Source organism: Nocardia sp. NPDC058633, from assembly GCF_042717045.1.
Classification (GTDB): domain Bacteria; phylum Actinomycetota; class Actinomycetes; order Mycobacteriales; family Mycobacteriaceae; genus Nocardia.
Window position 1 is genome coordinate 158,982 of the sequence record NZ_JBHXRA010000005.1, and the last position, 23,563, is coordinate 182,544.

Consider the following 23,563-nt stretch of genomic DNA (forward strand, 5'->3'; position numbering starts at 1 on the left):
GGCATGATGTGACCGCGCTGTTGTAACGATTACCCCTGTTGTAACCACCGGATAACCCGTAGGGTCTGGCGTGTTGCAACTTCGTGCCCTGTTGGGGTGCACGGACCGAGTCGGAATTTCGAGACGAAGCGAAGGTGCGAAATTGATGCGTCGGCACACCCGGCGTCGTGGCTCCCGTGCCGCGGCGATGATCGCGGCAACGGCAGTGGCGGCGGGACTGATGTCCGGCATCGGCACGAGCCCGGCATCGGCTGACCCGATCATCGATTCCAAGAGCCTGCTCGCCAACCCGGTCTCCGAGAACGGTTCCAAGATCGTCAAGGCCGAAGTGAAGGACTCGCGCAGCCTGCGGTTGCACGTGTTCTCCGCGGCCATGGACCAGAACATCATCGTCGACGTGCAGCGTCCGGCCGACGCCTCGGTCCCGCGTCCCACCCTGTACCTGCTCAACGGTGCGGGCGGCGGCGAGGATTCGGCGTCGTGGGTGGCCAAGACCGATGCGCTCGAGTTCCTCGGCGACAAGAACGTCAACGTCATCCAGCCGATCGGTGGCGCCTGGAGCTACTACACCGACTGGATCGCCGACGACCCGGTCCTCGGGCGCAACAAGTGGAAGACCTTCTTCACCGAGGAGTTGCCCCCGCTGGTGGACGGCGCACTCGGCACCAACGGCGTGAACGCGATCGCGGGCCTGTCCACCTCGGGCACCACCGTGCTCGCGCTGCCGATCGCCAAGCCCGGCCTGTACAAGGCCGCCGCGGCCTACAGCGGTTGCGCGCAGACCTCCGACCCCGTCGGTTCGGAATTCGTGAAGCTCACCGTCGAGACCTGGGGCGGCGGCGACACCATGAACATGTGGGGTCCGCAGGGCTCGGCGGAATGGGTCGAGAACGATCCGTACGTCAACGCCGAGGGTTTGCGCGGCGTCGACCTCTACGTCTCCACCGGCAACGGCCTGCCCGGCCCGTACGACACCCTCGACGGCCCGTACGCGCTGCCGGGCGCCTACGGCCTGGCCAACCAGATCGTCATCGGTGGCGTCATCGAGGCGGGCACCAACTACTGCACGCACAACCTGGCCAACCGGCTCAACGAGCTGGGTATCCCGGCGACCTTCAACTTCCGTCCCAGCGGCACCCACTCCTGGGGCTACTGGAAGGACGAGTTGAAGCTGTCGTGGCCCACCCTGGCTCGCGGGCTCGGCCTGTAGACCCCTCGGTTTCTTCCGAACCGCCTCGGTAGCGAGCACCTCGCTGCCGAGGCGGTTCCATTTCCTCGACGTGCCCTCGACGTTTGCGAATTGTGGTTAACTTAGGTTGACTGGTCCAGCCCGGTTCGCGGAACGGAAAGTGAGTGCATGGTCGCCGATCGCAATGAGGCCGAACAGGCCGGCGAGCAGACGACCACACCTGCCCGCGTCGTGCGCCGCAGGCCGAAGGACCGCAAGATGCAGATCATGCGGGCCGCCGCCCGTGCCTTCAGCGCGCGCGGCTACTACCCGGTCGGCGTCGACGAGATCGCCGCCGAGGTCGGCATCTCCGGGCCCGCGCTGTATCGCCATTTCGCCAACAAGTACGCGCTGCTCGTCGCCGCCGCCGAGGAGGGCGCTCGGGGTTTGCGCGATGTGGCCGCCGCGGCCGACGACCCGTCGCTGAGCCCGGAGGCCAGGCTCGACGCGCTGCTCACCGCCGTCGCCGAACGCAATATCGACATCCGCCGCGAGGCCGGGCTCTACCGCTGGGAACGCCGCTATCTCGAGCGCGAGGACCGGGTGCGCATTCGCGCGTTCTATCGCGAACTCGAGGCCAACGTCGCCGCGCGGATCGCCGAGGTGCGGCCGGAGGCGAGCGCGGACAACGTCACCCTGCTCGCGGTCGGCGCGCTGAGCTCGCTGGCCAGTATCGCCGCGCACCGCACCACCCTCTCGCACGCGCGCATGCTCGCGGTGCAGCTCGAGATGGCCTGGGCGATCGTGCGCGCCGACGTGCCGCCCGCGCCGCCCGAGGCCGAACCCGACAAGCAGACCCGTGGCCTGCCGGTCACCGCGAAACGTGAACAGCTGCTCACCGAGGCGATCCGGATCTTCGGTCGCAACGGCTATCACGAATCGGGCATCGAGGAGATCGGCGCCGCCGTCGGCATCAACGCATCGAGCGTGTACCGCCACTTCGACAGCAAGGCCGACCTGCTCGCGGCCGCCTTCCATCGCACCGCCGACCGGCTCGCGGTCGCGATCGGTGAGGCGCTGGCCGAAGGCGAAGACCGAGCCGACGCCGCCCGCCGCATCGCCCACCAGCACGCTCGCCTCACCTTCGCGACGCCCGAGATCATGCCGGTCTACTACGCGGAGTTCAGCAACCTCCCACAGGCCGAGCAGCACCGGTTGCGCGCCATCCAGCGGCAGAACATTCTCGAATGGGCCAACCTGCTCGACGGTGACCCGATCGAAGCCCGGTTCCGCGTGCACGCCGCCGTCGGCCAGATCATCGACGTCGGGCGGTTGCTGCGCTTCGACTCGCGCCCCGAACAACTGGACCGCCTCGCCGCGCTGACCGGCGCGGTGCTACTCGGCAGCGGCTCGGCGGACGGATCACCAGCGGCTCAGCCGCGACCGTGACGCAGGCGGAACACCGCCTTCGCCGTCTGTAGATGCCCGGGGCGGCGGTCGAAAGTGGACAGCCGAATCGGGGCTCGGTAGCGCCTGCGGGCGATCGACATCGTGCGGCTGTACTCGTACAGTCCCTGCTGTCCGTGGCTGTGTCCCTGGCCGTATTCGCCGACGCCGCCGAACGGCAGGGCCGGGATGCCGGTGAACGCGGTCGACGAATTCACCGTCACCACCCCGACTTTCAGCTGTTCGGCGATGAGCTCCGCGCTGGGGATGTCGAGGGTGAAAATGGTGACGGCGATGCCGTTGCCCGCCGCGTTGACCCGGGTGACCGCGTCGGCGAGGTCGGCGACCCGATTCACCACGAGCACCGGGCCGATGCCCTCGCCGGTGATCGCGATGCTGTCCTCGGGGACCTCGGCCAGCACGATCGGCTCCACATACGGGTCGCGGAACGAATCGAGTCCGCCCAGCACCGCGTGCCCGCCGCGGGCGAGCGCGTCGCGGACCTGCCTGCGCACCACGTCGACCTGGGTGGCATTGATCATCGGCCCGTAGGAGGCGCGGTTGTCCGCGCCGGGCCGCAGCTTCGCCGCCCGCTCGGCCACTTTCGCCAGGAAATCGTCGAACACCGAATCGGCCACATAACAGCGCTGGATGCCCGAGGAGTTCTGCCCGCCATTGGCCATCGCGCCGAACACCGCCGCCTCCGCCGCCGCGTCGAGCACCGCGTCGACGTGCACGATCATGCTGCCCTTGCCGCTGTTCTCCACCACCACCGGTGTCAGCGTCTGGGCGCACAACGCGATCACCTCGCGTCCGTCCGCCTCCGGTCCGGCGTAGGCGATCTTGTCCACCTGCGCCTTGCACAAGGCGGTCGCGGTCCGCGAATTCCCGGTGACCGCTTGCAACACCGGCTGCTCGGGCGCCACCGCCGCCCAGCTGTCGGCCAGCCAGGTACCGACGCCGGTGCTGAGTTCGTGCGGATTGAACACCACCGCGTTACCGGCGGCCATGGCGTACGCGATCGAACCCATCGGCGTGAAGATCGGGTTGTTCCATGCGCCGAGCACCCCGACCACGCCCAATGGCAGATAGCCGACGGAGGCGTGCTGATTGCGGGTGAACCAACCGGTGGACAGGCGTCGCCGGCCCAGTGTGCGCTCGGCGTTGCGGGCGGCCCAATCCAGGTTCTCCACCGCCAGCATCACCTCCAGGGTGGCGTCTGCCTCCGGTTTGCCGGTTTCGCTGCGCAGAATCTCCACCAGTTCGCCGGCATCGCGGGCGATCTGGCGCCGCCAGTCGAGCAGCCAGCGCTTGCGCTCACCGAAACCCAGTTCGCCCCACCAGTTCTGGGTGGCGCGTGCGGTGCGTACCGCACGGGTGACCTCGGCCGCCCCCTGCACGGGGTATTGCGCGAGCTGTTCGCCGGTGCGCGGATCGAACGACGTGAGTACATCGGATCGACCGGTAGGCGCGGCGGCGGTGAAAGCCGACTCGACCATGGTCACCTCCCCAAGATCGAACACGCCCGCACGCGGGCCGGTGAGACGAGTGTTTCCCCGCTGTCAGCGTATGGGCGTGCGGCCCGGACGACAAGGTCAGCGCACTGCCCTTGCACTGCCCTCGTGAGATGAGTAACACCACAGCGGTCGACGAAGTGGCCCGGCAAACCGGGCGCGTCACCGGAGACCGGGCCGGGAGAACCGCCGGACCGGTAACATCGCGCCGAACGGTATGGATCACTTACCGGGAAGACTTTTTCCGCGTGCGCTCGTCTCGTTGTGGGCCGTGCGCACCCGGCCGATGGTGGAGAGTTGATGCCGAGTTCGATCTCAGGGGATGCGCCCGCAGGTGGCGTCGTGTCACGCGACAGTGAACCCGCGGTGCTGGTGTCCGATGTGCGCAAGTCGTTCGGCGACGTGCACGCTTTGCAGGGCATCAGTTTCCAGGCAGAGAAGGCCAGTGTGCTCGGCATCCTCGGGCCCAACGGCGCGGGCAAGACCACCATGGTCAAGGTCTTGTCGACGCTGCTGCGCCCCGACTCCGGCACCGCCGTGGTCGCCGGGCACGACGTGCTCACCGATGCCGCCGACGTGCGCCGTTCGATCATGATGACCGGCCAGTACGCCGCGCTCGACGAAAACCTGACCGGCCGGGAGAACCTCGAGCTGTTCGGTCGCCTGATGGGCCTGACCAAGTCGGCCGCCCGCAAGCGCGCCGAGGTGCTGCTCGAGGAGTTCGACCTGGTCAGTGCTGGTAAACGGGCCGTGCGCAACTACTCCGGCGGCATGCGTCGTCGCGTCGACATCGCCTGCGGGCTGGTCGTGCGTCCGGAAGTGGTGTTCCTCGACGAACCGACCACGGGCCTGGACCCACGAAGCCGACAGGGCGTGTGGGATCTGGTGACCGCGCTCAAGAACCAGGGCATCACCGTGCTGCTCACCACGCAGTACCTCGAAGAAGCCGACGTGCTCAGCGACAACATCATCGTCATCGACAAGGGCACCGTTATCGCGGAAGGCACCGCCGACCAGCTCAAGGCCAAGACCGGCGGCAGCTACTGCGAGATCGTCCCCCTGGACCTGAGCCGCATCCCGGCCACCGTGCAGGCCCTCGGCGACCTGGTCCCGGCCGCCGTCGCCGCCGACATCGACGGCGCCGACAAGCTGTCCATCCCGGCCCCCGACGGCGCCGCCACCCTCGCCGAAGCACTGCGCAGGCTCGACAACGCGGGCATCGACCTGGCCGACATCGCCCTGCGCCGCCCCTCGCTCGACGACGTGTTCCTGTCGATCACCGGTCACTCGGGCGGCCACTAGTGAGCGTGTCCACCCCCGCGGCGAACACGCTGTTCGCCGAGTTCCTCGCTGTGCACCCGAGCAGTTTCGCGCAGTGGCGCGCGCTGACCGGGCGCATCGTGCACACCATGGTCACCAAGGGCGAGCTGATCGTCGCGGTGCTCACCCCGCTCGTGGTCACCGTGGCCTTCTACCTGCCGCTGCGGTACGTGATGAAGTTCCAGGGCATCGACTACGCGCAGTACGTGATGCCGATCGTCGTGCTGCAGACCATGGCCATGACGATGATGTCGAACGCGCAGCTCGCGGCGTTCGAAGCGCTCACCGGGTTGAGCACTCGACTCCAGACCATGCCGATCGGTTCACTCGTTCCGCTCATGTCGCGCGTCTGCGCGGGTCTGGTGCGCTCGGTGGTCTCGTTGATCGCGACCGTCGGCTACGGCTATGTGATCGGTTTCCGGTTCACCGGCGGCTGGTTGCAGGCGCTCGCGTTCTGCGGATTCGCGCTCACCGTCGGCGTTGTTCTCACGCTCGGCGCCGATGCGCTCGGCAGCCTCACCAAGAACCCCGAGGCGCTCAGCCAGGCCCTCACCCTGCCGATCCTGATCTTCGGCATGATGTCGACCGGGTTCGTGCCGGAGGCCAGCTTCCCGGAGTGGGTGCGGCCGTTCGCGCGCAACCAGCCGATCTCGCAGTTCGCCCAGACGCTCAGCGATATGGCCGCCGGGCATCTGAGCTGGGCCGGGACGTGGGTGTCGCTGGTGTGGCTGGGCGGCCTGGCTGTTTTCTTCCTCCCACTGGCGGTGTGGGCGAGTGTGAGGCGATCATGACAACCATCGAGAAGGCCTCTGTAGAGGAGGCCGCGGCCGATCTGCCCGTGGTGCGGACCAAGCCGGAGAGTTCGCTGTCGGTGTGGTTCGCCCACAGCCTCATCCAGACCAAGCGCCTGCTGATGGTGTGGCTGCGTGACCCGTCGACGACCATCCAGACCATCGCCTACCCGGCGGTGACCCTGCTGATGTTTCGCATCGTGCTCGGTGACTCCATCACCGCGGCCACGGGCGCTCCCAGCATCTACGGCCAGGCCGCGCTGCTGACGCTGGTCGCGGCCATGACCGGCGCGGTGGTGAGTGCGCTCGGGTTCAAGCGGGAGAAGGCCTCGGGGCTGCTCAGCCGGTTCTACACGATGCCACTGAACAAGGCTTCGCTGCTGACCGGGCGGCTGCTGGCCGAGATGCTGCGCATTCTGATCACCACCCTGATCGTGCTGCTCGTCGCGGTGCCGCTGGGGTTCCTGTTCATGGAGGACCCGCTCGCCAACGTCGCGCTGGTCCTGGTTCCCGTGCTGTTCGGCATCGGGTTCGCGGTGATGGTCACGGCGCTGGCCACGATCACCGAGGGCGTGATGCTGATCAGCCTCATCGGCATCCTCAACACGCTGCTGATGTTCTTCAACACCGGCTTCGTCCCGGTCTTCGCCTACCCGACCTGGCTGCAGGACGTCGTCGCCAATCAGCCGATGAGCTGTGCGATCGATGCGATGAAGGGCCTGTCCTACGGTGGGCCGGTCGCCGAACCGCTGCTCAAGACCGTCGCGTGGACGGTCGTGATGATCGCGGTGTTCGCCTACCCCGCGATTGCTGGGTACAAGAAGGCGGCGGAGTCCTCCTAGGGCCGCGCTCAGCGTTCACAAATCGCCTTTCCGGTCGAAATCTCGACCGGGGAGGCGATTTGTGTGTGATCAGCTCGGTTCCCCGAACGGGTAGTCCACCCACCGATTCCGATTCCTCCACCCGACCAGGTCGTAGCGCCAGCGGAACGGCCAGGTGTGGGCGACGGTGTTGAACAGGGCGGCGCCCAGCGCGGTGTAGTCGTCGTGGGCGGAGAGCAGGGCCCGTTGGCGCCGGTCGGACTCGGTGAAGAAGGCGTCGAACATGGCGATGGACTGATCGGTGGTGAGCCGGCCCAGACCCCAGAGGCCGCGCATGCGCATCCAGTACACCGCGCGGGCCTGCCAAGGCCACAGGGCTTCGATCGGGCTTTCGCCGCGCTGGAGCGCGGCCACCGCGGTGTCGGCCAGCGCGAGTGAATCGGCCACGCTGTAGCCGGTGCAGGGGTGCATCATGCCGCCGCGCGAGCCGAACGGCACCGCGACGGCGGTGCCCTTCCTCGGGGGCGGCTGATCCAGGGGATAGTGGGCGACCTCGTGCGGTTCGTCGCCGGTGAGCCGGATGCCGTGGGCCGCGAGCCTGTGCAGCGTGCGCTTGCGTAACTCGTGCTGCGGCATCCCGCCACGTAAGCCGAGACTGGTCTCCTCGAAGATCACCGTCCCGTCTCCGAGCGGCACCGCGTAGAGGAACGACGGCGGCTCGTCGGGGCCCGCTCCGTTCTCGGGCCGCCAATCCAGCAGCAGCCCTTCGCCGTCGGCCACCATGGGCGCCGCGGTCTCGGCATCGACGAAGATGCCGTGCGCGGAAGCGGCCCTGCGCCGGCCCAGCGTCGGCAGGCCCCGCGTATCGAACACTGTGTTCGCGGCGATCACCGTACCGTCGGCGAGCTCCACCTCGTGCGCGTCCACGCGCCGGGCGCGGTCGGCGAAAACGGTCGCGTCATCCAGCGCCAGCGCCGCGTGGAACCCGGCCTTCGACAACACGCAGTAGGGCCGCTCGATCCGATGCTCGCTCTTGGTCCATACCGTCGGCGCCGCGATCCGCTGTGCGATGGCGCTCTCGGGCAACCATGTCGGCAGCTCGTCCACCCAGCAGGAAAAGGTCGGCGGGAACAAGCGCTCGGGCCGAGGATCCACCGCCGCGACCCGCAACCCGGCCGCTGTCGCCCGATGCGCCAAACCCCGCCCAGCCGGTCCGAGCCCGACCACACAGATATCGAATTCCCGCGCAACGCTCACGTCCGCATTCAATCGGCAGCACCCGGGTCACGCAAGCACCCTGTGATCCGGTAGTCACTTCGTCGGTGTCGCTAGTCCTCCAGGGCCAGTGCCTGGCGCATCGTCAGCCGGCCCTGGGTCTGCATGAGGGAGCGACGGTAGATCTTCTCGGCTATGACGACGATGCCGTAGGTGGCAACGGCCATCAGGGCGAGGGCGAGGAAGGGTTCCCACCAGGCCGCGGTGCCTTCGGCCAGGCGACCCGGCATGGCGACGATGGACATGATCGGAACGTAGGAGGCGATCACCCGGGCGGTGCCGGTGAGGAAGATGCCGGCGAACAGCACGATCATGATGAGCATCGACAGGGGAGTGGCGGTGGACTGGAGGTCTTCGCTGCGGGTGGCCAGCGAGCCGGCGACGGCCCAGAGGCTGGCCAGGGCGAGGAAGCCGACGAGGAAGAAGACGATGAACCAGCCCGCGGCCCCGGCGATCTGGCCGAGCTGAGCGCCCTTGCCGGTCACCGCCAACCCCGCCAGCCCCGCCCCGACGAACAAGGCCAACTGCGCGAACGCGAGCATCGCGTTGCCCGCGACCTTGCCGATCAGCAACTGCCGCAACGGCATCGCACTGGCCAGAATCTCCACGATCCGGTTCTGCTTCTCCTCGACCACGCTCTGCGCGATCGACATGCCGAACAGCACCGAGGCCAGATAGAAGAGGAAGGCGAAGACGAACGACACGATCTTGCTCAGGCCGGGGTCGACCGCCCCCTTCTCGAGCAGGTCGTACCGCACTGTCGCGCCTCGTCCGAGCTCCTCGAGCGAAACGCCCGCGGCGGCGGCATTGCGCTGCAACGCGATCTGCTGCGCGGCGGCGGTGATGTAGGTGGTGGCGTTGTCGTCCTCGGCGGTCTTCCCGATCAGCTGCCATCCGCTGGGTTCGGCGGGCACCAGGCCAACCTCGGCCTCGTCGTCGCGTACCAACTGCTCGACCGCGGCCCGGTCGGCGACCGGACGCGCGGTGAAGGTGGTGTCGGTGCCCGCGTTCGCGGCCAGGCCGTTGGCCGTGTCGAGCACGACCGAGGTGTCCGAGCCCGCGATCGCCACCTCGACCTTGTCGGGCCTGCTGCTGAGGAATCCGCTGACGGCCAGCGACGCGACGATCGCCACGATCGTCACCACCGTCGAGATGACGAAGTTGCGGTCACGCAGCTTCACCACGATCTCCCTGGCGGTGACGATCCGCCACACGCTGTGCGAGGCCCCGTTCACGTGGTCACCTTTCGGTAGATCTGGGCGACGGTCGGTCGCACCTCGGTGAACTCGCGCACCGACCCACGCGAGAGCGCCTCCTTCAACACGCCGTCGGTGCCCCCACCGTCGACCTCGAACAACACGCCCGGACCGGCACTGTCGACCACGCGAACGCCGGGGTACTCCCGCAGCCACCCCCACTCGCCGTCGAGGACCAGTCGATAGCGCGAGTCACCGGTGGACCGCAGCTCGTCGACCGAGCCCTGTCCGACCACCCGGCCCGCGGCGAGCACGACCAGCTGGTCGCACAGCCGCTCCACCAGATCCAGCTGATGCGAGGAGAACAGCACCGGCACACCCTGATCGGCGTACTCGCGCAGCAACTCCACCATCGAATCCACCGCGAGGGGGTCGAGGCCGGAGAAGGGTTCGTCCAGGATCAGCGCCGACGGCTGCGCGATCACCGCCGCCGCGATCTGCACGCGCTGCTGGTTGCCCAGCGACAACGATTCGAGTTTGTCCTTGCCGCGCGTGCCCAGATCGAAACGCTCCAGCAGGCTTTCGGTGCGAGCCTTCGCCTCGTCGGCGGGCAGCCCACGCAAGCGGGCCAGGTACACGAGCTGGTCGGCGACCGGTTGCTTGGGATAGAGCCCCCGCTCCTCGGGCATGTACCCGAACGAGCGCCGGTCCAGCTCGGTCACCGGCCGCCCGTCCCATCGGATCTCGCCGGATTGGACGGCCAAGACGCCCATGATCATACGCATCGTGGTGGTCTTGCCTGCCCCGTTGCCGCCGACGAAGCCGGTCAGCGCGCCGGGCGGCACCGCGAACGACACATCGTCGACCGCGACGTTGTCACCGAACCGGCGCGTCACATGGGCGACTTCCAACATCGGACTCCCCGTCTGTCGTTGCCTGAGCCCCAACCGTACCGATGCGATGGTCGACGTGGCCGGGATCAGCGCGGTGACACCCAGGTGGTGATGTCGGCGTGGACGACCTCGACGCCGTCCTTGTCGAAGATCGAGACGGGCACCGTCAGTTCCTGGCCCTTGGTGATCGTGTCGAAGTCGGGGATCTCGGCGAGCTCGGCCACCGCGCGCAGGCCGGATTCCGCCTTGGCCAGGTACTGCACGTTCATCGACTTGGGGATCCAGCGGTGGGTGGTGGGGACGGTGGCCTCACTGAGCATGCCCATCGCCACCTCGGCGAGGTTGCAGGCGGCGATCGCGTGGAAGGTGCCGAGGTGGTTGTGGATGCCGAACCACTTCGGGGAGGTCACCTCGCAGACGCCGGGTTCCAGGCGAACCACCTGGGGGAGCACGGTGCCGAAGTAGGGGACCCGAGCGACCATGCCGAGCGAGAACAGCGCGTGCCCGATGCGGTTGTCGGGCAGCTTCTTCCAGCCGCGGTAGGTCGCGGTTTCCTGTGTCATGTCCACTATCTTACTCAAAAGTAAGTTATCCGGGAACCCTCCGGTGACCAGGTCGGGCGTCTCGCCAGCTACCATTGCCCGGTACAGCCCAGCCGGCGGTGCGGACCAGGTAGAAGCCCTCGTGTGGGCGTGATCGATACCTCATGGCCCCCGATTTGAAGACCGTCGTCGGCATGGTGCATACTGTTCGGGTTGCCTTGCGCAGGATAGTTCGACTCTTCGGAGCGGATGCCTGAACAAGGGGAGCAGTAGTTTGTATCTCGCCGGTTCGCCGGTGTGGATACGTTCGGAATCACGCACTTCCGACCCATGGTGAGCAATCGACCGGGGTCGGAGATTAAGAGTTAGGGCGACACGCCCGACCGCGTGGACCGGAGAACCATGACAGATGAACAGCGGCGAGGACTAGGTAGTGCCTTTTGGTGCGCCCTGGTTGCGGGTCTTTAGTGGGAAACCACGCTGAGGCGTCTTTCTTGTGTTCGGGCTGTGCAAATTGAGGGTGGTGCGGGAGTCAGCTCCTGTGACCACGAAGGAAAGCGGAGAAAAGGACACTTAGCGTGGCGGGACAAAAGATCCGCATCAGGCTCAAGGCCTATGACCACGAGGCGATCGACGCGTCAGCGCGCAAGATCGTGGAAACGGTGACCCGCACCGGCGCCCGTGTGGTCGGGCCTGTGCCGTTGCCGACCGAGAAGAACATCTACTGCGTCATCCGTTCGCCGCACAAGTACAAGGACTCGCGCGAACACTTCGAGATGCGCACGCACAAACGCCTCATCGACATCCTCGACCCGACGCCGAAGACGGTTGACGCGCTGATGCGCATCGACCTGCCGGCCAGCGTCGACGTCAACATTCAGTGACGGGGACTCGAGACATGACTGACAACAAGAATCGGCCCCAGGCCGGAATCCTGGGCACCAAGCTCGGCATGACCCAGGTCTTCGACGAGAAGAACCGCGTAGTCCCGGTCACCGTCATCAAGGCGGGCCCGAACGTGGTCACCCAGATTCGTACCGTGGAGCGCGACGGCTATTCGGCCGTGCAGATCGCTTTCGGCGCCATCGACCCGCGCAAGGTGAACAAGCCGACTTCCGGCCAGTTCGCCAAGGCCGGTGTCACCCCGCGCCGCCACGTCACCGAGATCCGCGTCGCGGATGCCTCCACCTTCGAGATCGGCCAGGAACTCTCGGCTGATGTCTTCGAAGAGGGCACCTACGTCGACGTGACCGGAATCAGCAAGGGCAAGGGCTTCGCCGGCACCATGAAGCGTCACGGCTTCAAGGGCCAGGGCGCCTCGCACGGTGCGCAGGCTGTGCACCGTCGCCCGGGTTCCATCGGTGGCTGTGCCACTCCCGGCCGCGTGTTCAAGGGCATGCGCATGTCGGGTCGTATGGGTAACGACCGCGTCACCACGCAGAACCTCTCGGTTCACAAGGTCGACGCCGAGAACGGTTTGCTCCTGGTCAAGGGTGCTATCCCCGGCCGCAAGGGCAACATCGTGATCGTCAAGAGCGCCGTGAAGGGTGGTGCGCACGCATGACCAGCCTCGAAAAGAAGGCCAACCTGACGCTGACCGTCAAGGCCGCAGGCGGCAAGACCGAAGGCACCGTCGAGCTCCCCTCGGAGATCTTCGACGTGACCGCCAACGTCGCGCTGATGCACCAGGTCGTTATCGCGCAGCTGGCCGCCGCTCGCCAGGGCACCCACTCCACGAAGACTCGTGGCGAGGTGCGCGGTGGTGGCAAGAAGCCGTACCGCCAGAAGGGCACCGGCCGCGCCCGTCAGGGCTCGACCCGTGCGCCGCAGTTCGCCGGCGGTGGCACCGTCCACGGCCCGCAGCCGCGTGACTACAGCCAGCGGACCCCCAAGAAGATGAAGGCAGCCGCCCTGCGCGGTGCCCTCTCCGATCGGGCCCGCAACGAGCGCATCCACGTGATCACCGAACTGGTCTCGGGTCAGAACCCCTCGACCAAGATCGCCAAGGACTTCCTGGCCGAGCTCTCGGGCCGCAAGAAGTTCCTGGTCGTCGTCGGCCGCGAGGACGTCGCCGCGTGGAAGAGCGTGGCGAACCTGCAGAACGTGCTGCCGATCGCCCCGGATCAGCTCAACACCTACGACGTGCTCAACAGCGACGACGTGGTGTTCAGCGTCGAGGCCCTGAACGCTTTCGTTCACGGTCCCGCCGAGGCGGCCCAGGAGGAGAGCAAGTGAGCACCATCGCCGACCCCCGCGACATCCTGCTCGCACCGGTCATCTCGGAGAAGTCCTACGGGCTGATCGAGGAAGGCACTTACACCTTCCTGGTGCACCCGGACTCGAACAAGACGCAGATCAAGATCGCCGTCGAGAAGGTTTTCGGCGTCACGGTCACCAGCGTCAATACCGCCAACCGTCAGGGCAAGCGCAAGCGGACCAAATTCGGTTACGGAAAGCGCAAGGACACCAAGCGCGCACTCGTGACCCTCTCGGCCGATAGCAAGCCCATCGAGATCTTCGGAGGACCGGTCGCGTAAGCGCCTGGGACTCCAGAAAGCGAGAAGAACTCATGGCAATCCGTAAATACAAGCCGACAACGCCGGGCCGTCGTGGCTCCAGCGTCTCGGACTTCGCCGAGATCACCCGGTCGACGCCGGAGAAGTCGCTGCTGCGCCCGCTCACCAAGTCCGGTGGTCGTAACGCGCACGGTCGCATCACCACGCGTCACCGCGGTGGCGGTCACAAGCGTGCCTACCGTCTGATCGACTTCCGTCGGCTGGACAAGGACGGCATCCCGGCCAAGGTCGCTCACATCGAGTACGACCCCAACCGCACCGCCAACATCGCACTGCTGCACTTTGCCGACGGCGAGAAGCGCTACATCATCGCGCCGAAGGGCATCAAGCAGGGCAGCCCGATCGAGTCCGGCCCCACGGCCGACATCAAGCCGGGTAACAACCTGCCGCTGCGCAACATCCCGACCGGTACCACGATCCACAACGTGGAGCTGCGTCCGGGCGGCGGCGCCAAGATGGCTCGTTCCGCTGGAATGAGCATTCAGCTGCTGGGCAAGGAAGGGCCGTACGCGACCCTTCGCATGCCTTCGGGTGAAATCCGCCGTGTCGACGTGCGCTGCCGCGCCACCGTCGGCGAGGTCGGCAACGCCGAGCAGTCGAACATCAACTGGGGCAAGGCCGGCCGTATGCGCTGGAAGGGCCGTCGTCCCACCGTCCGTGGTGTCGTCATGAACCCGGTCGACCACCCGCACGGTGGTGGTGAGGGTAAGACCTCCGGTGGTCGCCACCCGGTCTCCCCGTGGGGTCAGCCTGAAGGCCGTACCCGCAAGCCCAACCGCCCGAGTGACAAGCTCATCGTTCGCCGTCGTAAGACCGGCAAGAAGCGCTAAGGAGGAGGTAAGAAATGCCACGCAGCCTCAAGAAGGGCCCGTTCGTCGACGACCACCTCCTCGCGAAGGTGGACGTGCAGAACGAAAAGGGCACGAAGCAGGTCATCAAGACCTGGTCGCGTCGCTCGACCATCATCCCCGATTTCATCGGACACACTTTCGCCGTCCACGACGGTCGCAAGCACGTCCCGGTGTTCATCTCGGACAACATGGTCGGCCACAAGCTCGGTGAATTCGCGCCGACCAGGACGTTCAAGAGCCACGTCAAGGACGACCGGAAGAGCAAGCGGCGATGACTGAAACCAATACAGATACGGTTCAGAACCCGACTGCACGCGCTACTGCCAAGCACGTTCGGGTCACCCCGATGAAGGCCCGTCGCGTCGTGGACCTGGTCCGCGGCAAGCGCGTCGAGGACGCGCTGGCCATCCTGCGGTTCGCACCGCAGGCTGCCAGCGAGCCCGTGGCCAAGGTCGTGGCTTCGGCCGCGGCGAACGCCGAGAACAACCTCGGCCTCAACCCGGCCACCCTGGTCATCTCGACTGCTTTTGTCGACGAGGGCGCCACCATGAAGCGTTTCCAGCCGCGGGCCCAGGGCCGTGCGTTCCGGATTCGCAAGCGCACCAGCCACATCACCATCGAGGTCGAGAGCGTGCCCACCACCGGCGCTGCCACTCGTAGCCGCCGGAAGGGAGGGGCAAAGTAAATGGGACAGAAAATTAACCCCCATGGCTTCCGCCTCGGTATCACCACCGACTGGAAGTCGCGTTGGTACGCGGACAAGCAGTACGCGGAATACGTGAAGGAAGACGTTCAGATCCGCAAGCTCCTCGCCACAGGCATGGAGCGTGCAGGTATCTCGAAGGTCGAGATCGAGCGCACCCGTGATCGCGTCCGTGTGGATATCTTCACCGCGCGTCCCGGCATCGTGATCGGTCGTCGTGGAGCGGAAGCCGATCGCATCCGCTCCGAGCTGGAGAAGCTCACCAAGAAGCAGGTTCAGCTGAACATCCTCGAGGTCAAGAACCCCGAGTCGGATGCGCAGCTGGTTGCTCAGGGTGTGGCCGAGCAGCTGTCCAACCGTGTGGCGTTCCGTCGTGCGATGCGTAAGGCCATTCAGTCGGCCATGCGTTCGCCGAACGTCAAGGGCATCCGTGTGCAGTGCTCGGGCCGCCTCGGTGGTGCCGAAATGTCGCGCTCGGAGTTCTACCGTGAAGGTCGTGTTCCGCTGCACACGCTGCGTGCGGACATCGACTACGGCCTCTACGAGGCCAAGACCACCTTCGGTCGCATCGGCGTCAAGGTCTGGATCTACAAGGGCGACATCGTCGGTGGTCGTCGTGAAGTGACCGCCGCCGCCGCTGCTCCGGATCGCCAGCGTCGCGAGCGTCCGAGCCGTCCTCGTCGGTCCGGTGCCACTGGCACCACTGCGACCAGCACCGAGGTCGGTCGCGCCGCCACTGCAGTGGCGGAGGCTCCGGCAGAGAACAAGGAGGGCTGACGCATGCTGATGCCCCGTAGGGTCAAGCACCGCAAGCAGCACCACCCCGGTCGCTCTGGCATGGCCAAGGGCGGCACCGCGGTGGCCTTCGGTGAGTACGGCATCCAGGCTCTCGAGCCCGCCTACGTCACCAACCGTCAGATCGAGTCGGCACGTATTGCGATGACCCGCCACATCAAGCGTGGCGGCAAGATCTGGATCAACATCTACCCCGACCGTCCGCTCACGAAGAAGCCGGCCGAAACCCGCATGGGTTCCGGTAAGGGTTCGCCGGAGTGGTGGGTCGCGAACGTGAAGCCCGGTCGGGTCATGTTCGAGATGTCTTACCCCAACGAGGAGACCGCTCGTGAGGCCCTGCGCCGCGCGATGCACAAGCTCCCAATGAAATGCAGGATCGTGACCAGGGAGGAGCAGTTCTGATGGCTACCGAAACACCGGCCGCAGAGCTCCGCGAGCTCAACGAAGAGGAGCTCGTCGCCCGCCTGCGTGAGTCGAAGGAAGAGCTGTTCAATCTGCGCTTCCAGATGGCAACGGGTCAGCTCGACAACAACCGTCGTCTGCGCGTCGTCCGCCACGAGATCGCGCGCATCTACACGGTCATGCGCGAGCGCGAGCTCGGCCTGGCCACGGCACCCGCTGGCAAGGGAGATGCGGCATGAGCGAGAACACCGAAGAGCGCAACAGCCGCAAGGTACGCAGCGGCTATGTTGTCTCCGACAAGATGAACAAGACGATCGTCGTCGAGCTGGAAGACCGTCACCGGCACAAGCTCTACGGCAAGATCATTCGCACCACCTCCAAGGTGAAGGCGCATGACGAGAACGAGATCGCCCACGTCGGCGACCACGTTCAGCTGATGGAGACCCGTCCGCTGTCGGCCACCAAGCGCTGGCGTCTGGTCGAGGTCCTGGAGAAGGCCAAGTAAGCCTCCCTCCTCGATCCATCGAGATCGTCGCAGTACGAAGGCCCGCTTCCACAAGGAAGCGGGCTTTCGTCGTTTCGTGGACGGTCCTCAGTGGTTTCATCCTTGATACCATTAGTTCCATGGCATGGACGATGCGATTGACGGATGACGAAGAGGCGGCACTGGCAGCCCAAGCTGACGGCGAGCGCAGGTCCAAGAACGAGATCATGCGCGATGCTTTGCGGGCCTACCTGCTACGGAACCGGCAGTGGGAGACTCCGCTACTGGACGATGACGAGACCTTTGATCTCGGCGGGCCGATCAGCAAGGACGATATTCGAGACGCTATGAACCGATCCGCATGATCGTCGTCGCCGACACTTCGGGTCTGCTCGCGATGTTCAACCGCGCGGAACCGGAGCACTTTGCGGTACGGCGAGCAGCAGATTCGGCCAGCGCATTGGTTGTGAGCCCAATGGCATTGACCGAGGTTCACCGTGTTGCGAGCGTTCGCGGTGGTAGAAAAGTCGCCGACCGGATCCTCGGGCTGTTGGCCGAACGCATCGCGTCCACTCGCGTGGTCCTCGCCCCGCCGGACGCTGCCCAGCTCGAGGTAGCGCTTTCGGTCCGAGCGACATACGACGGGTTGGACCTCGACCTGGTCGACGCCGTCTGCGTAGCGTTGGCGGCCGAATTCGACACCGATGCAATATTGACGCTTGATCGCCGCGACTTCCGTGTGCTCCGTCCGCTGAACGGATACCCGGCGTTCCGGTTGTTTCCCGACGACGCCGACTGACGCCTCAGCCGGTGAAGGCGTAGGGCTGGCGGATCTTGTGGGCGAATTCGACGATGTTGGTGACGGTGCTGCTCGGGACGCCGACTTCGCTGCCGATGCTGCGGGCCGACCAGGACTGGTCGGTGAGCTCGAGGATCTCTTCGATCTGGTCGAGGGTCAAGCGCAGAGGACTGCGGTGGGCGATGCGCCGGGCAAGGGCGCGGACCTCGGTATCTTCGTCGAAGTCGAGATCGTCCAAGGCCGGGAGGTCTTCTTCGTCGAGGTCCACGTCGACCGGCTCCGTGGAGTCTGCCGGGATGGTATCGGCGGCGACCAGGACCGGCTCGGGGCTGGTGGCTGGAGCGGGTTCTGTGGGCTCGGGCGCGGTCTGCTCGGAGGTCTGCGCGGGTGCAGCCGGTTCACGCTGTGAGCGTTCTGGTTGCGAGATCGGTTGCTCGGCAGGTTCGGCGGTGAGGGTCAGCTGCTCCGGCTCCGCGGCGGGAGGCTGTGGATAGTTGTGCACCGCTACCGGATCGGTGGGTGCCGAGGTGTCGCCATCAGGGTCACGGGCGACGGTGCCGGCGTGCATCGTCGCCTCGGGAACCGGGTCGGTACCGGTGGCGTCGCCCGCGGTGGCGTGGGCGACGGTGGTGACCGGTATTCGGCGCAAGGTGGAGGTGGCGCCGTTGGACCGGGTCGAGTGCTCGATGCCGTTGCGGCGCTGGTCGGCCGCGGCCTTGTGGATCAGCTCGAGGGTGCCGGGGGCGTTCGGCTTGTCGGTGGAGGGGCGGCGCAAGCTGTGCGGGTAGGCGCGTTCGGCGGCCGTCGCCGCGATGGTTTCGGCTTCGGCGACGAGAGGTTCAGCGCTCGGCGCCGGGGTATCGCGGACCACTGATTCCGGGACGACCGGCTGGACAGACGATTCGACCGCCTCGCGATCCGCGGTGATCGGCTGCTCGGACGACGCGATGGTCTCGTGATTCGTTTCGGCTGCGAGGCGATCCTTGTCGGCCATCGCGCAGGACTGGGTGTCGTGCGCCTCGGCGGCATGCGGAGCGGTCGAGCCGGCGACAGCCATATCGCGCAACGGCGATCGGAGCTCTGGCGCAATGCCGTTCATCACTGTGTGCGCGAGCGCTTGCCGGTCGTCACCCAGCGAGCCGGTCGCCTGCTGCGCAAACGCGGTCGCAGTGATCCGTTCGGCAGGGGCATACCCGGTGTCTCCTGGCAGTTCGACGGCGGCGCTCTCGATCAACATCGCGTACCGCGCCGACACCCAGGCGTGCAACCAGATCACCACGCCCACCATCACCGGGGCGATGGCGAATTCGGCTGCGCGGCCGAAGGATCCGGAGGCCAGGTGGGGGCCCGCGTTGAGGGCGACGGTGGTGCCGAGGAGGGCGAGTTCGAACAGCAGTACCTTGCCGCGATCGAGTTCGCGGCCCCAGCGGGCGGCGGTGGTGGCGGCGATCATGATGACGATGATCGGGATCGAGATCATCGCCTCGATGCCGAAGCTGAGCCAGTAGAGCGGGTCGCTCATGTCACCGCTCGGCACGAGGTTGTGCTGCACGTTGACCCCCGCCCACACCATCCCGAGGATGACGACGCCGATCAGCGCCCGCGAGGACCACTCCGCCCGCCGATACAGCTGTGCGAGCCGCGCGTCGGCGCTGGAAACGCGCCGTCGGGCGGCCAAGGCCTGGCGATGCCAGCGTGCGTCGGCTTCGTCGGTGCGGCGGATGAGGGTGCCCGTGCGCCGGTCGCGTCGGTCGGCGGCGAGCTCGTCGACGATGGCGCGGCGTCGCTGTTTGCGGCGTTGGGCACGAATCCATTCGGCCAGTTCGCGTTCGGCGCGTATCTCGTCGTCGGAGAGTGCGTCGTAGAGGGCGGTGTCGTGCTGGAGGGGCAGCTTGTCGCGGGCCGTCGCGACCTGCTGGGCGAGCGCCGTGATCTCGGTGTTCGGCGCGATCGCGGCATTCTCGCTCAACCGATCGTCGGACATCTCGCGCCTTCCGTCACTCGAACATATGGACTATCGAACATATGTGTGATTGCCAGAGAGCGTAAACGCCGACCGTGTCCCGGTCAACGACAACGAGTCGATTCCGCCGAATCCCCGGCAGCGACACGCCGGAATTCAGGAATCGGGTTCGCCGCGCAACAGCCGTTTCTCGTAGGAAGCGCGGCGGGAGGAGCCTGCCACCGCCACAACCTGATTCGGCACGGTTCGGCGCAACACGATGTCGCGCAACCACTGTGGCAGCGCCCCGGTCAGTCCGAGCACCGGTCCGAGATGTGCGGGCAGCGTCACTTCGAAACGGGGCCGCGAGACCACGTCGAGCACCGCCGCGGCAACATCGCTGGGATGCAGCAATCGCGCTGCGCCCGTTGCGGTTCCGGCCGCCAATTCGGTGTCGACCACGCCCGGCATGATCGCGGTCAGGTGTACGCCGCTACCACGCAGTTCCTCGCGGACCCCGGCCAGATAGCCCAGTACGCCGTGTTTGGTCGCGGCGTAGGTCGCCTCACCGGCGGGGGAGACCTTGGACGCGATCGAGGCGATGGTGACGATGTGCCCGCGTCCGCGTGTCCGCATGGCAGGCGCCGCCAGTCGCACCCCACGGATCACCCCGTGCAGGTTCACCGCGAGCATCCGGGCCGTCGCCGTGTCGGGTTCGTCGTCGAACGACCCGACCCACATCACCCCGGCATTGTTGACGAGCACATCGACCGGTCCGAGTATCGCCTCGGTGACGGCGAGGAAATCATGAAACGACCGCTCGTCGGTCACATCGAGTTCGCACCCGTGCACCGTTCCCGGCAATGCGGCCGCGGCTTCGCGTGCCGCGTTTCCCGACAGATCGCCGAGGCATACCCGAGCGCCCGCCACCGCGAATTGGCGGGCGATCTCCCGACCGATTCCGGCGGCACCGCCGGTGATCGCGACCACCCGTCCGGTGTGCGTACGCTTCATCGCGAATTGTCCCCTCGGTGGAAACCGCTACATCTGACTTGTTGTCATGTCAGAAATTGTCGCCAGTATCCCACGCGATCGCGACGCGGCGATAGGCTCGGCGCCGACCTCTGGACACTCGATCACCGACCACGGGGCGTATTCGCCTATCGCACAACTTTCGACCGCGGACCGGTGACAGAACGACCCGGTTCAGCGCAGGGCGGTGTGCCAGACGAGGGCTGCCGCGAGCGCACCGGCTCCGTTGAGTGACCAGTGCAGGGCGATGGGGGCGAGCAGGCTGCCGCTACGCCGGCGCAGCCAGGTGAACACCACACCCGCGGCGGCGGTGGCGGCCACCGCGAGTGCGATCCCGACCGCCTGGCCGAGGACACCGCCGCCGACGATGTCGGCCAGTCCCTTGTTCCCGGCGGTGAGGCCGAACGACGACGCGATGTGCCAGAGGCCGAACATCAGCGACCCGGCCGCGAAGAGTCCGCGCACGCCGAGTACCCGATCGAGCGTGCCGTGCAGCACGCCACGGAACGCGAGCTCCTCGGGGATCACCGTCTGCAACGGGATGACGATCATCGACGCGATCAGGGCGCCGGAGATCGTGGCGTAGCGGTCGGCGAGGAAGAACGGCCTGGTGACCGGCAACAGCGCGCCGACCGCGACCGCGGTCAGCACGATCGCGACCGCGCCGAGCGCGTACACCGTCCCGCGCTTCCAGTGTCTGGGCGAGAGTCCGAGTTCGTACCAGCCGAGCCCCCGCTTGCGCATCAGCGCCAGTAGCGCGACCGCCGCGATGGGCACGGTGACGATATTGGCCCAGGCCGTCGTGAAGTGCGCGATCAGATTCGTGCCTGCCAGCACGACGACGACCACCGCGATATCGAGGTAGGCGTGCAGCTTCGGCCGGGACTCGGCGACGGCGGGGAGGGACACCCGATCGAGTGTACGGAAATATCACGAATCGAAAACGGCCCGGTGAATGCGGGGTGACCCGTCGATCCCGGCATCGAGCGGCCCGGGGTGCACCCTTCGAGATCGACAGCATCGGCCGTGCTGTGAGCTATTCGACAGCTGATCCGGACCATCCGGCCATATCGGTCCACGCCTGCAGCGTGCGCCGCGTCTCGAACCGACGGGGCACCGCGCTGATCGGGTCGGTGAATTCGAGCGAAGCCGCCAGCAATTGCAACGGCCGGGTGTAATCGTCGACCGGCTTGTCGGTGATCACGGGGTAGAAATCGTCGCCGAGAATCGGCACGCCGAGCCCGTTCATATGCAGGCGCAACTGATGGGTTCGCCCGGTGTGCGGCCGAAGGCGGTAACGGCCGAGCCCGTCACGGTGCTCGACCAACTCCACCTCGGTCTCCGCGTTGGGCTCACCGTCCACCTCTTGCGCGGCGAGCACCTGCTTCTCCTTGATGATCCGGCTGCGCACCGTACGTGGCAGCTCGAGCGCGGGATCGTAGGGTGCGATCGCCTCGTATTCCTTGCGCACGGTCTTGCGGTGGAACATCGTCTGGTAGGCCCCGCGCCGGGCCGGATTCACCACGAACAGCAGCAGGCCCGCGGTGACGCGGTCCAGTCGATGCGCCGGGATCAGGTCGGGCAGGTCGAGGTCGTTGCGCAGCCGCACCAGCGCGGTCTGCAGGATGTGCTTGCCGCGCGGGATGGTCGCCAGGAAGTGCGGTTTGTCGATCACGAGGATGTCGTCGTCGCGATGGATGATGCCGATCTCGAACGGCACGGCGGCCTCGACCGGCAGGTCGCGATGGAACCACACCGCACCGCCCGGCACGAACGGCGCGTCCGGTGCCAGCGGACCTTCCAGGTCCACGATCTCGCCCGCCACCAGCATCGCGTCGATTCTGGCCGGGTCCACCCGAGGCAGCCGATCGACGAGGTGGTCGCGCACGGTCGCCCAGTGCCCGTCCTCGGGGAGCCGGAGTCGAGCGGGATCGAGGCCGTGCCGTTTCGGCAGCGGCGGCTGCTGCCTACGTCGCATGGTGAGAAGTGTTGTCGAGCCGGTGGCGCCGCGTGCTGGCGGCCCCTCACAACCCCTCGCTCCGGCGCGACGCCTGCCCCACGCGCATCGTGATTCAGGCGCAGCGCGTGGCCAGCCCGGGGTAGTCGAGGATCAGGCCCGACTCGTCGTAGTCCAGCGTGGCGCGGTAGTCGAAGTCGGGAGCGCGGTAGTCGTAGCGGTGACCTACCCCGTCGACGACCCGGCGGTAGTGCTGCGGCAACCGCGCCGCCGTGAGGCTCGCGGCCCGCACATAGACCGCGGGCGCGTCGGCGGCGTCACCGACGGCGAGCCCGAGGCGATGCACCGGCAAGGCATTGGTGAACGCCGACGCCTCGAGATCGATGTCGAGACACCCGTCGAGCTCGGGCGCGGGCGTCCCGTCGACCTGCCAGCGGCCCAATCCATCGGACTGCACGAGTACCGACCGCCTGCCGTCGGGATACCGGCCGACGATCTGTGCCGACCGGGTATGCCAACTCCCGTCGAGCCGCAGCCGGTAGTCGATCGCCCACACGGTGCCGTCCTCGACCGCCGTCGCGCATCCCTCGACGAGTATTCCGCGCGCATCGCCACGGAAATAGGTCACTTCGAATCCGGTGCGCGCGTCGCGATGCGCCCAGGCGGCCGAAGATGGCAGGGGAGTGAACATGCGAAACGCATTCCCGCAATTCTTCCGATCAATCGTCAGCCTGCCCGCTGGTCGAGCACCATCAGTTTCGCTTCGACAAGAACCTGACGCGCACGACGCCGCACCCGGCACAGGTCGACGCTGCATTCGAGGTGTATCTGCATCGCCCGATGTGCCTGTTCGGGCGACAGCTTTCCGGGATCGGAATGGCAATCGGCAATCGCTGAAATAATTGACGTGACAAACATTTTCGTTCTCCCACCGCTACCCGAGATCAAGAAGTACGGAGAAAATTACGCGCGAAATCACGAAATGCCGACGGGTTGACTGGCAGTTCACACAACCTTCCCCGGTCGGCCACAAGCGCTCAACTTAGGCTAACCTAC

The 23,563-nt window shown here is 66.7% G+C and carries 29 protein-coding genes; 18 read left to right on the plus strand and 11 right to left on the minus strand.

The features are described 5' to 3' along the window. The first annotated feature begins 187 nt into the window (after positions 1–187). On the plus strand, positions 188–1,210 hold the full coding sequence (locus ACFWUR_RS08160) for an alpha/beta hydrolase (RefSeq protein WP_378904182.1): 1,023 nt from the start codon (positions 188–190) through the stop codon (positions 1,208–1,210). A gap of 147 nt (positions 1,211–1,357) precedes the next feature. Beyond that, on the plus strand, positions 1,358–2,617 hold the full coding sequence (locus ACFWUR_RS08165; RefSeq protein WP_378903806.1) for a TetR/AcrR family transcriptional regulator: 1,260 nt from the start codon (positions 1,358–1,360) through the stop codon (positions 2,615–2,617). Here the strand turns inward: ACFWUR_RS08165 and ACFWUR_RS08170 are convergent. Beyond that, on the minus strand, positions 2,602–4,113 hold the full coding sequence (locus tag ACFWUR_RS08170; RefSeq protein WP_378903809.1) for an aldehyde dehydrogenase family protein: 1,512 nt from the start codon (positions 4,111–4,113) through the stop codon (positions 2,602–2,604). The genes ACFWUR_RS08165 and ACFWUR_RS08170 overlap by 16 nt on opposite strands. Before the next feature lie 315 nt (positions 4,114–4,428). Here ACFWUR_RS08170 and ACFWUR_RS08175 point away from each other — a divergent pair, with 315 nt between their 5' ends. The 3 genes from ACFWUR_RS08175 to ACFWUR_RS08185 are packed head-to-tail and all read left to right on the plus strand — an operon-like array spanning position 4,429 to position 7,081. Next, the gene (locus tag ACFWUR_RS08175) at positions 4,429–5,430 is read left to right on the plus strand and encodes an ATP-binding cassette domain-containing protein (protein WP_378903812.1); all 1,002 of its coding nucleotides are present in this window, start codon (positions 4,429–4,431) and stop codon (positions 5,428–5,430) included. Next, entirely contained in the window at positions 5,430–6,239 is an 810-nt protein-coding gene (locus ACFWUR_RS08180) for an ABC transporter permease (RefSeq protein WP_378903815.1), read from the plus strand. The genes ACFWUR_RS08175 and ACFWUR_RS08180 overlap by 1 nt, the downstream gene beginning before the upstream one ends. Continuing rightward, on the plus strand, positions 6,236–7,081 hold the full coding sequence (locus ACFWUR_RS08185) for an ABC transporter permease (RefSeq protein ID WP_378903818.1): 846 nt from the start codon (positions 6,236–6,238) through the stop codon (positions 7,079–7,081). Before ACFWUR_RS08180 ends, ACFWUR_RS08185 begins: the two co-directional genes overlap by 4 nt. Before the next feature lie 69 nt (positions 7,082–7,150). Here the strand turns inward: ACFWUR_RS08185 and ACFWUR_RS08190 are convergent, their stop codons facing one another. From ACFWUR_RS08190 to ACFWUR_RS08205, 4 genes are all read right to left on the minus strand, one after another. Then, complete coding sequence (locus ACFWUR_RS08190) at positions 7,151–8,317, minus strand: lycopene cyclase family protein (RefSeq protein ID WP_378903821.1); 1,167 nt, start codon at positions 8,315–8,317, stop codon at positions 7,151–7,153. 71 nt (positions 8,318–8,388) lie between these two features. Then, entirely contained in the window at positions 8,389–9,570 is a 1,182-nt protein-coding gene (locus ACFWUR_RS08195) for an ABC transporter permease (protein ID WP_378903823.1), read from the minus strand. Continuing rightward, on the minus strand, positions 9,567–10,445 hold the full coding sequence (locus ACFWUR_RS08200; RefSeq protein WP_378903825.1) for an ABC transporter ATP-binding protein: 879 nt from the start codon (positions 10,443–10,445) through the stop codon (positions 9,567–9,569). Before ACFWUR_RS08200 ends, ACFWUR_RS08195 begins: the two co-directional genes overlap by 4 nt. A 65-nt stretch (positions 10,446–10,510) precedes the next feature. After that, positions 10,511–10,987 carry a hotdog fold domain-containing protein gene (locus ACFWUR_RS08205; protein ID WP_378903828.1) on the minus strand — a complete coding sequence of 159 codons (477 nt, stop codon included), beginning with the start codon at positions 10,985–10,987 and terminating at the stop codon, positions 10,511–10,513. A gap of 557 nt (positions 10,988–11,544) precedes the next feature. Here ACFWUR_RS08205 and rpsJ point away from each other — a divergent pair. From rpsJ to ACFWUR_RS08270, 13 genes are all read left to right on the plus strand, one after another. After that, on the plus strand, positions 11,545–11,850 hold the full coding sequence (gene rpsJ, locus ACFWUR_RS08210) for a 30S ribosomal protein S10 (RefSeq protein ID WP_040804197.1): 306 nt from the start codon (positions 11,545–11,547) through the stop codon (positions 11,848–11,850). A 14-nt stretch (positions 11,851–11,864) separates the two neighbouring features. Further along, positions 11,865–12,530 (plus strand): 50S ribosomal protein L3, encoded by a 666-nt coding sequence (rplC, locus tag ACFWUR_RS08215; protein ID WP_266296847.1) that lies wholly within the window; start codon positions 11,865–11,867, stop codon positions 12,528–12,530. Beyond that, positions 12,527–13,201 (plus strand): 50S ribosomal protein L4, encoded by a 675-nt coding sequence (gene rplD / locus ACFWUR_RS08220; RefSeq protein ID WP_378903832.1) that lies wholly within the window; start codon positions 12,527–12,529, stop codon positions 13,199–13,201. The genes rplC and rplD overlap by 4 nt, the downstream gene beginning before the upstream one ends. Then, positions 13,198–13,503, plus strand: a complete 306-nt coding sequence (gene rplW, locus ACFWUR_RS08225) for a 50S ribosomal protein L23 (RefSeq protein WP_056818486.1) — start codon at positions 13,198–13,200, stop codon at positions 13,501–13,503. The genes rplD and rplW overlap by 4 nt, the downstream gene beginning before the upstream one ends. Before the next feature lie 32 nt (positions 13,504–13,535). Further along, entirely contained in the window at positions 13,536–14,372 is an 837-nt protein-coding gene (gene rplB / locus ACFWUR_RS08230) for a 50S ribosomal protein L2 (protein ID WP_056818484.1), read from the plus strand. Between the two features lie 14 nt (positions 14,373–14,386). Further along, positions 14,387–14,668, plus strand: coding sequence for a 30S ribosomal protein S19 (gene rpsS / locus ACFWUR_RS08235; RefSeq protein WP_056818481.1), 282 nt, complete (start codon positions 14,387–14,389; stop codon positions 14,666–14,668). Next, complete coding sequence (rplV, locus tag ACFWUR_RS08240; RefSeq protein ID WP_378903835.1) at positions 14,665–15,078, plus strand: 50S ribosomal protein L22; 414 nt, start codon at positions 14,665–14,667, stop codon at positions 15,076–15,078. Before rpsS ends, rplV begins: the two co-directional genes overlap by 4 nt. Further along, positions 15,079–15,873 (plus strand): 30S ribosomal protein S3, encoded by a 795-nt coding sequence (gene rpsC / locus ACFWUR_RS08245; RefSeq protein WP_062982459.1) that lies wholly within the window; start codon positions 15,079–15,081, stop codon positions 15,871–15,873. It begins immediately after the preceding gene. A gap of 3 nt (positions 15,874–15,876) precedes the next feature. Continuing rightward, a complete protein-coding gene (gene rplP, locus ACFWUR_RS08250) occupies positions 15,877–16,293 on the plus strand; it encodes a 50S ribosomal protein L16 (RefSeq protein ID WP_056818475.1) in 417 nt (138 codons plus the stop codon). Continuing rightward, on the plus strand, positions 16,293–16,532 hold the full coding sequence (gene rpmC, locus ACFWUR_RS08255) for a 50S ribosomal protein L29 (RefSeq protein ID WP_056818473.1): 240 nt from the start codon (positions 16,293–16,295) through the stop codon (positions 16,530–16,532). The genes rplP and rpmC overlap by 1 nt, the downstream gene beginning before the upstream one ends. Continuing rightward, positions 16,529–16,798 carry a 30S ribosomal protein S17 gene (gene rpsQ / locus ACFWUR_RS08260; RefSeq protein ID WP_056818470.1) on the plus strand — a complete coding sequence of 90 codons (270 nt, stop codon included), beginning with the start codon at positions 16,529–16,531 and terminating at the stop codon, positions 16,796–16,798. The genes rpmC and rpsQ overlap by 4 nt, the downstream gene beginning before the upstream one ends. A 119-nt stretch (positions 16,799–16,917) precedes the next feature. Further along, positions 16,918–17,142 carry a ribbon-helix-helix protein, CopG family gene (locus ACFWUR_RS08265; protein WP_378903839.1) on the plus strand — a complete coding sequence of 75 codons (225 nt, stop codon included), beginning with the start codon at positions 16,918–16,920 and terminating at the stop codon, positions 17,140–17,142. After that, the gene (locus ACFWUR_RS08270; protein WP_378903842.1) at positions 17,139–17,576 is read left to right on the plus strand and encodes a type II toxin-antitoxin system VapC family toxin; all 438 of its coding nucleotides are present in this window, start codon (positions 17,139–17,141) and stop codon (positions 17,574–17,576) included. Before ACFWUR_RS08265 ends, ACFWUR_RS08270 begins: the two co-directional genes overlap by 4 nt. Positions 17,577–17,580: 4 nt before the next feature. On the opposite strand, the gene ACFWUR_RS08275 is transcribed toward ACFWUR_RS08270, so the two are convergent. The 6 genes from ACFWUR_RS08275 to ACFWUR_RS08300 all read right to left on the minus strand — a co-directional run bounded on the left by ACFWUR_RS08275 (position 17,581) and on the right by ACFWUR_RS08300 (position 23,425). Then, positions 17,581–19,560 carry a hypothetical protein gene (locus tag ACFWUR_RS08275; protein WP_378903845.1) on the minus strand — a complete coding sequence of 660 codons (1,980 nt, stop codon included), beginning with the start codon at positions 19,558–19,560 and terminating at the stop codon, positions 17,581–17,583. Between the two features lie 135 nt (positions 19,561–19,695). Further along, on the minus strand, positions 19,696–20,532 hold the full coding sequence (locus tag ACFWUR_RS08280) for an SDR family oxidoreductase (protein WP_378903848.1): 837 nt from the start codon (positions 20,530–20,532) through the stop codon (positions 19,696–19,698). Positions 20,533–20,724: 192 nt separating this feature from the next. Continuing rightward, positions 20,725–21,459: a CPBP family intramembrane glutamic endopeptidase gene (locus ACFWUR_RS08285; protein WP_378903851.1), complete on the minus strand. Its 735-nt coding sequence runs from the start codon at positions 21,457–21,459 to the stop codon at positions 20,725–20,727. Positions 21,460–21,586: 127 nt separating this feature from the next. Next, a complete protein-coding gene (locus tag ACFWUR_RS08290) occupies positions 21,587–22,528 on the minus strand; it encodes an RluA family pseudouridine synthase (RefSeq protein ID WP_378903854.1) in 942 nt (313 codons plus the stop codon). A gap of 94 nt (positions 22,529–22,622) precedes the next feature. After that, a complete protein-coding gene (locus ACFWUR_RS08295) occupies positions 22,623–23,198 on the minus strand; it encodes a putative glycolipid-binding domain-containing protein (RefSeq protein ID WP_378903857.1) in 576 nt (191 codons plus the stop codon). A gap of 35 nt (positions 23,199–23,233) precedes the next feature. Then, positions 23,234–23,425, minus strand: a complete 192-nt coding sequence (locus ACFWUR_RS08300; RefSeq protein ID WP_056818457.1) for a hypothetical protein — start codon at positions 23,423–23,425, stop codon at positions 23,234–23,236. Between the last annotated feature and the right edge of the window lie 138 nt (positions 23,426–23,563).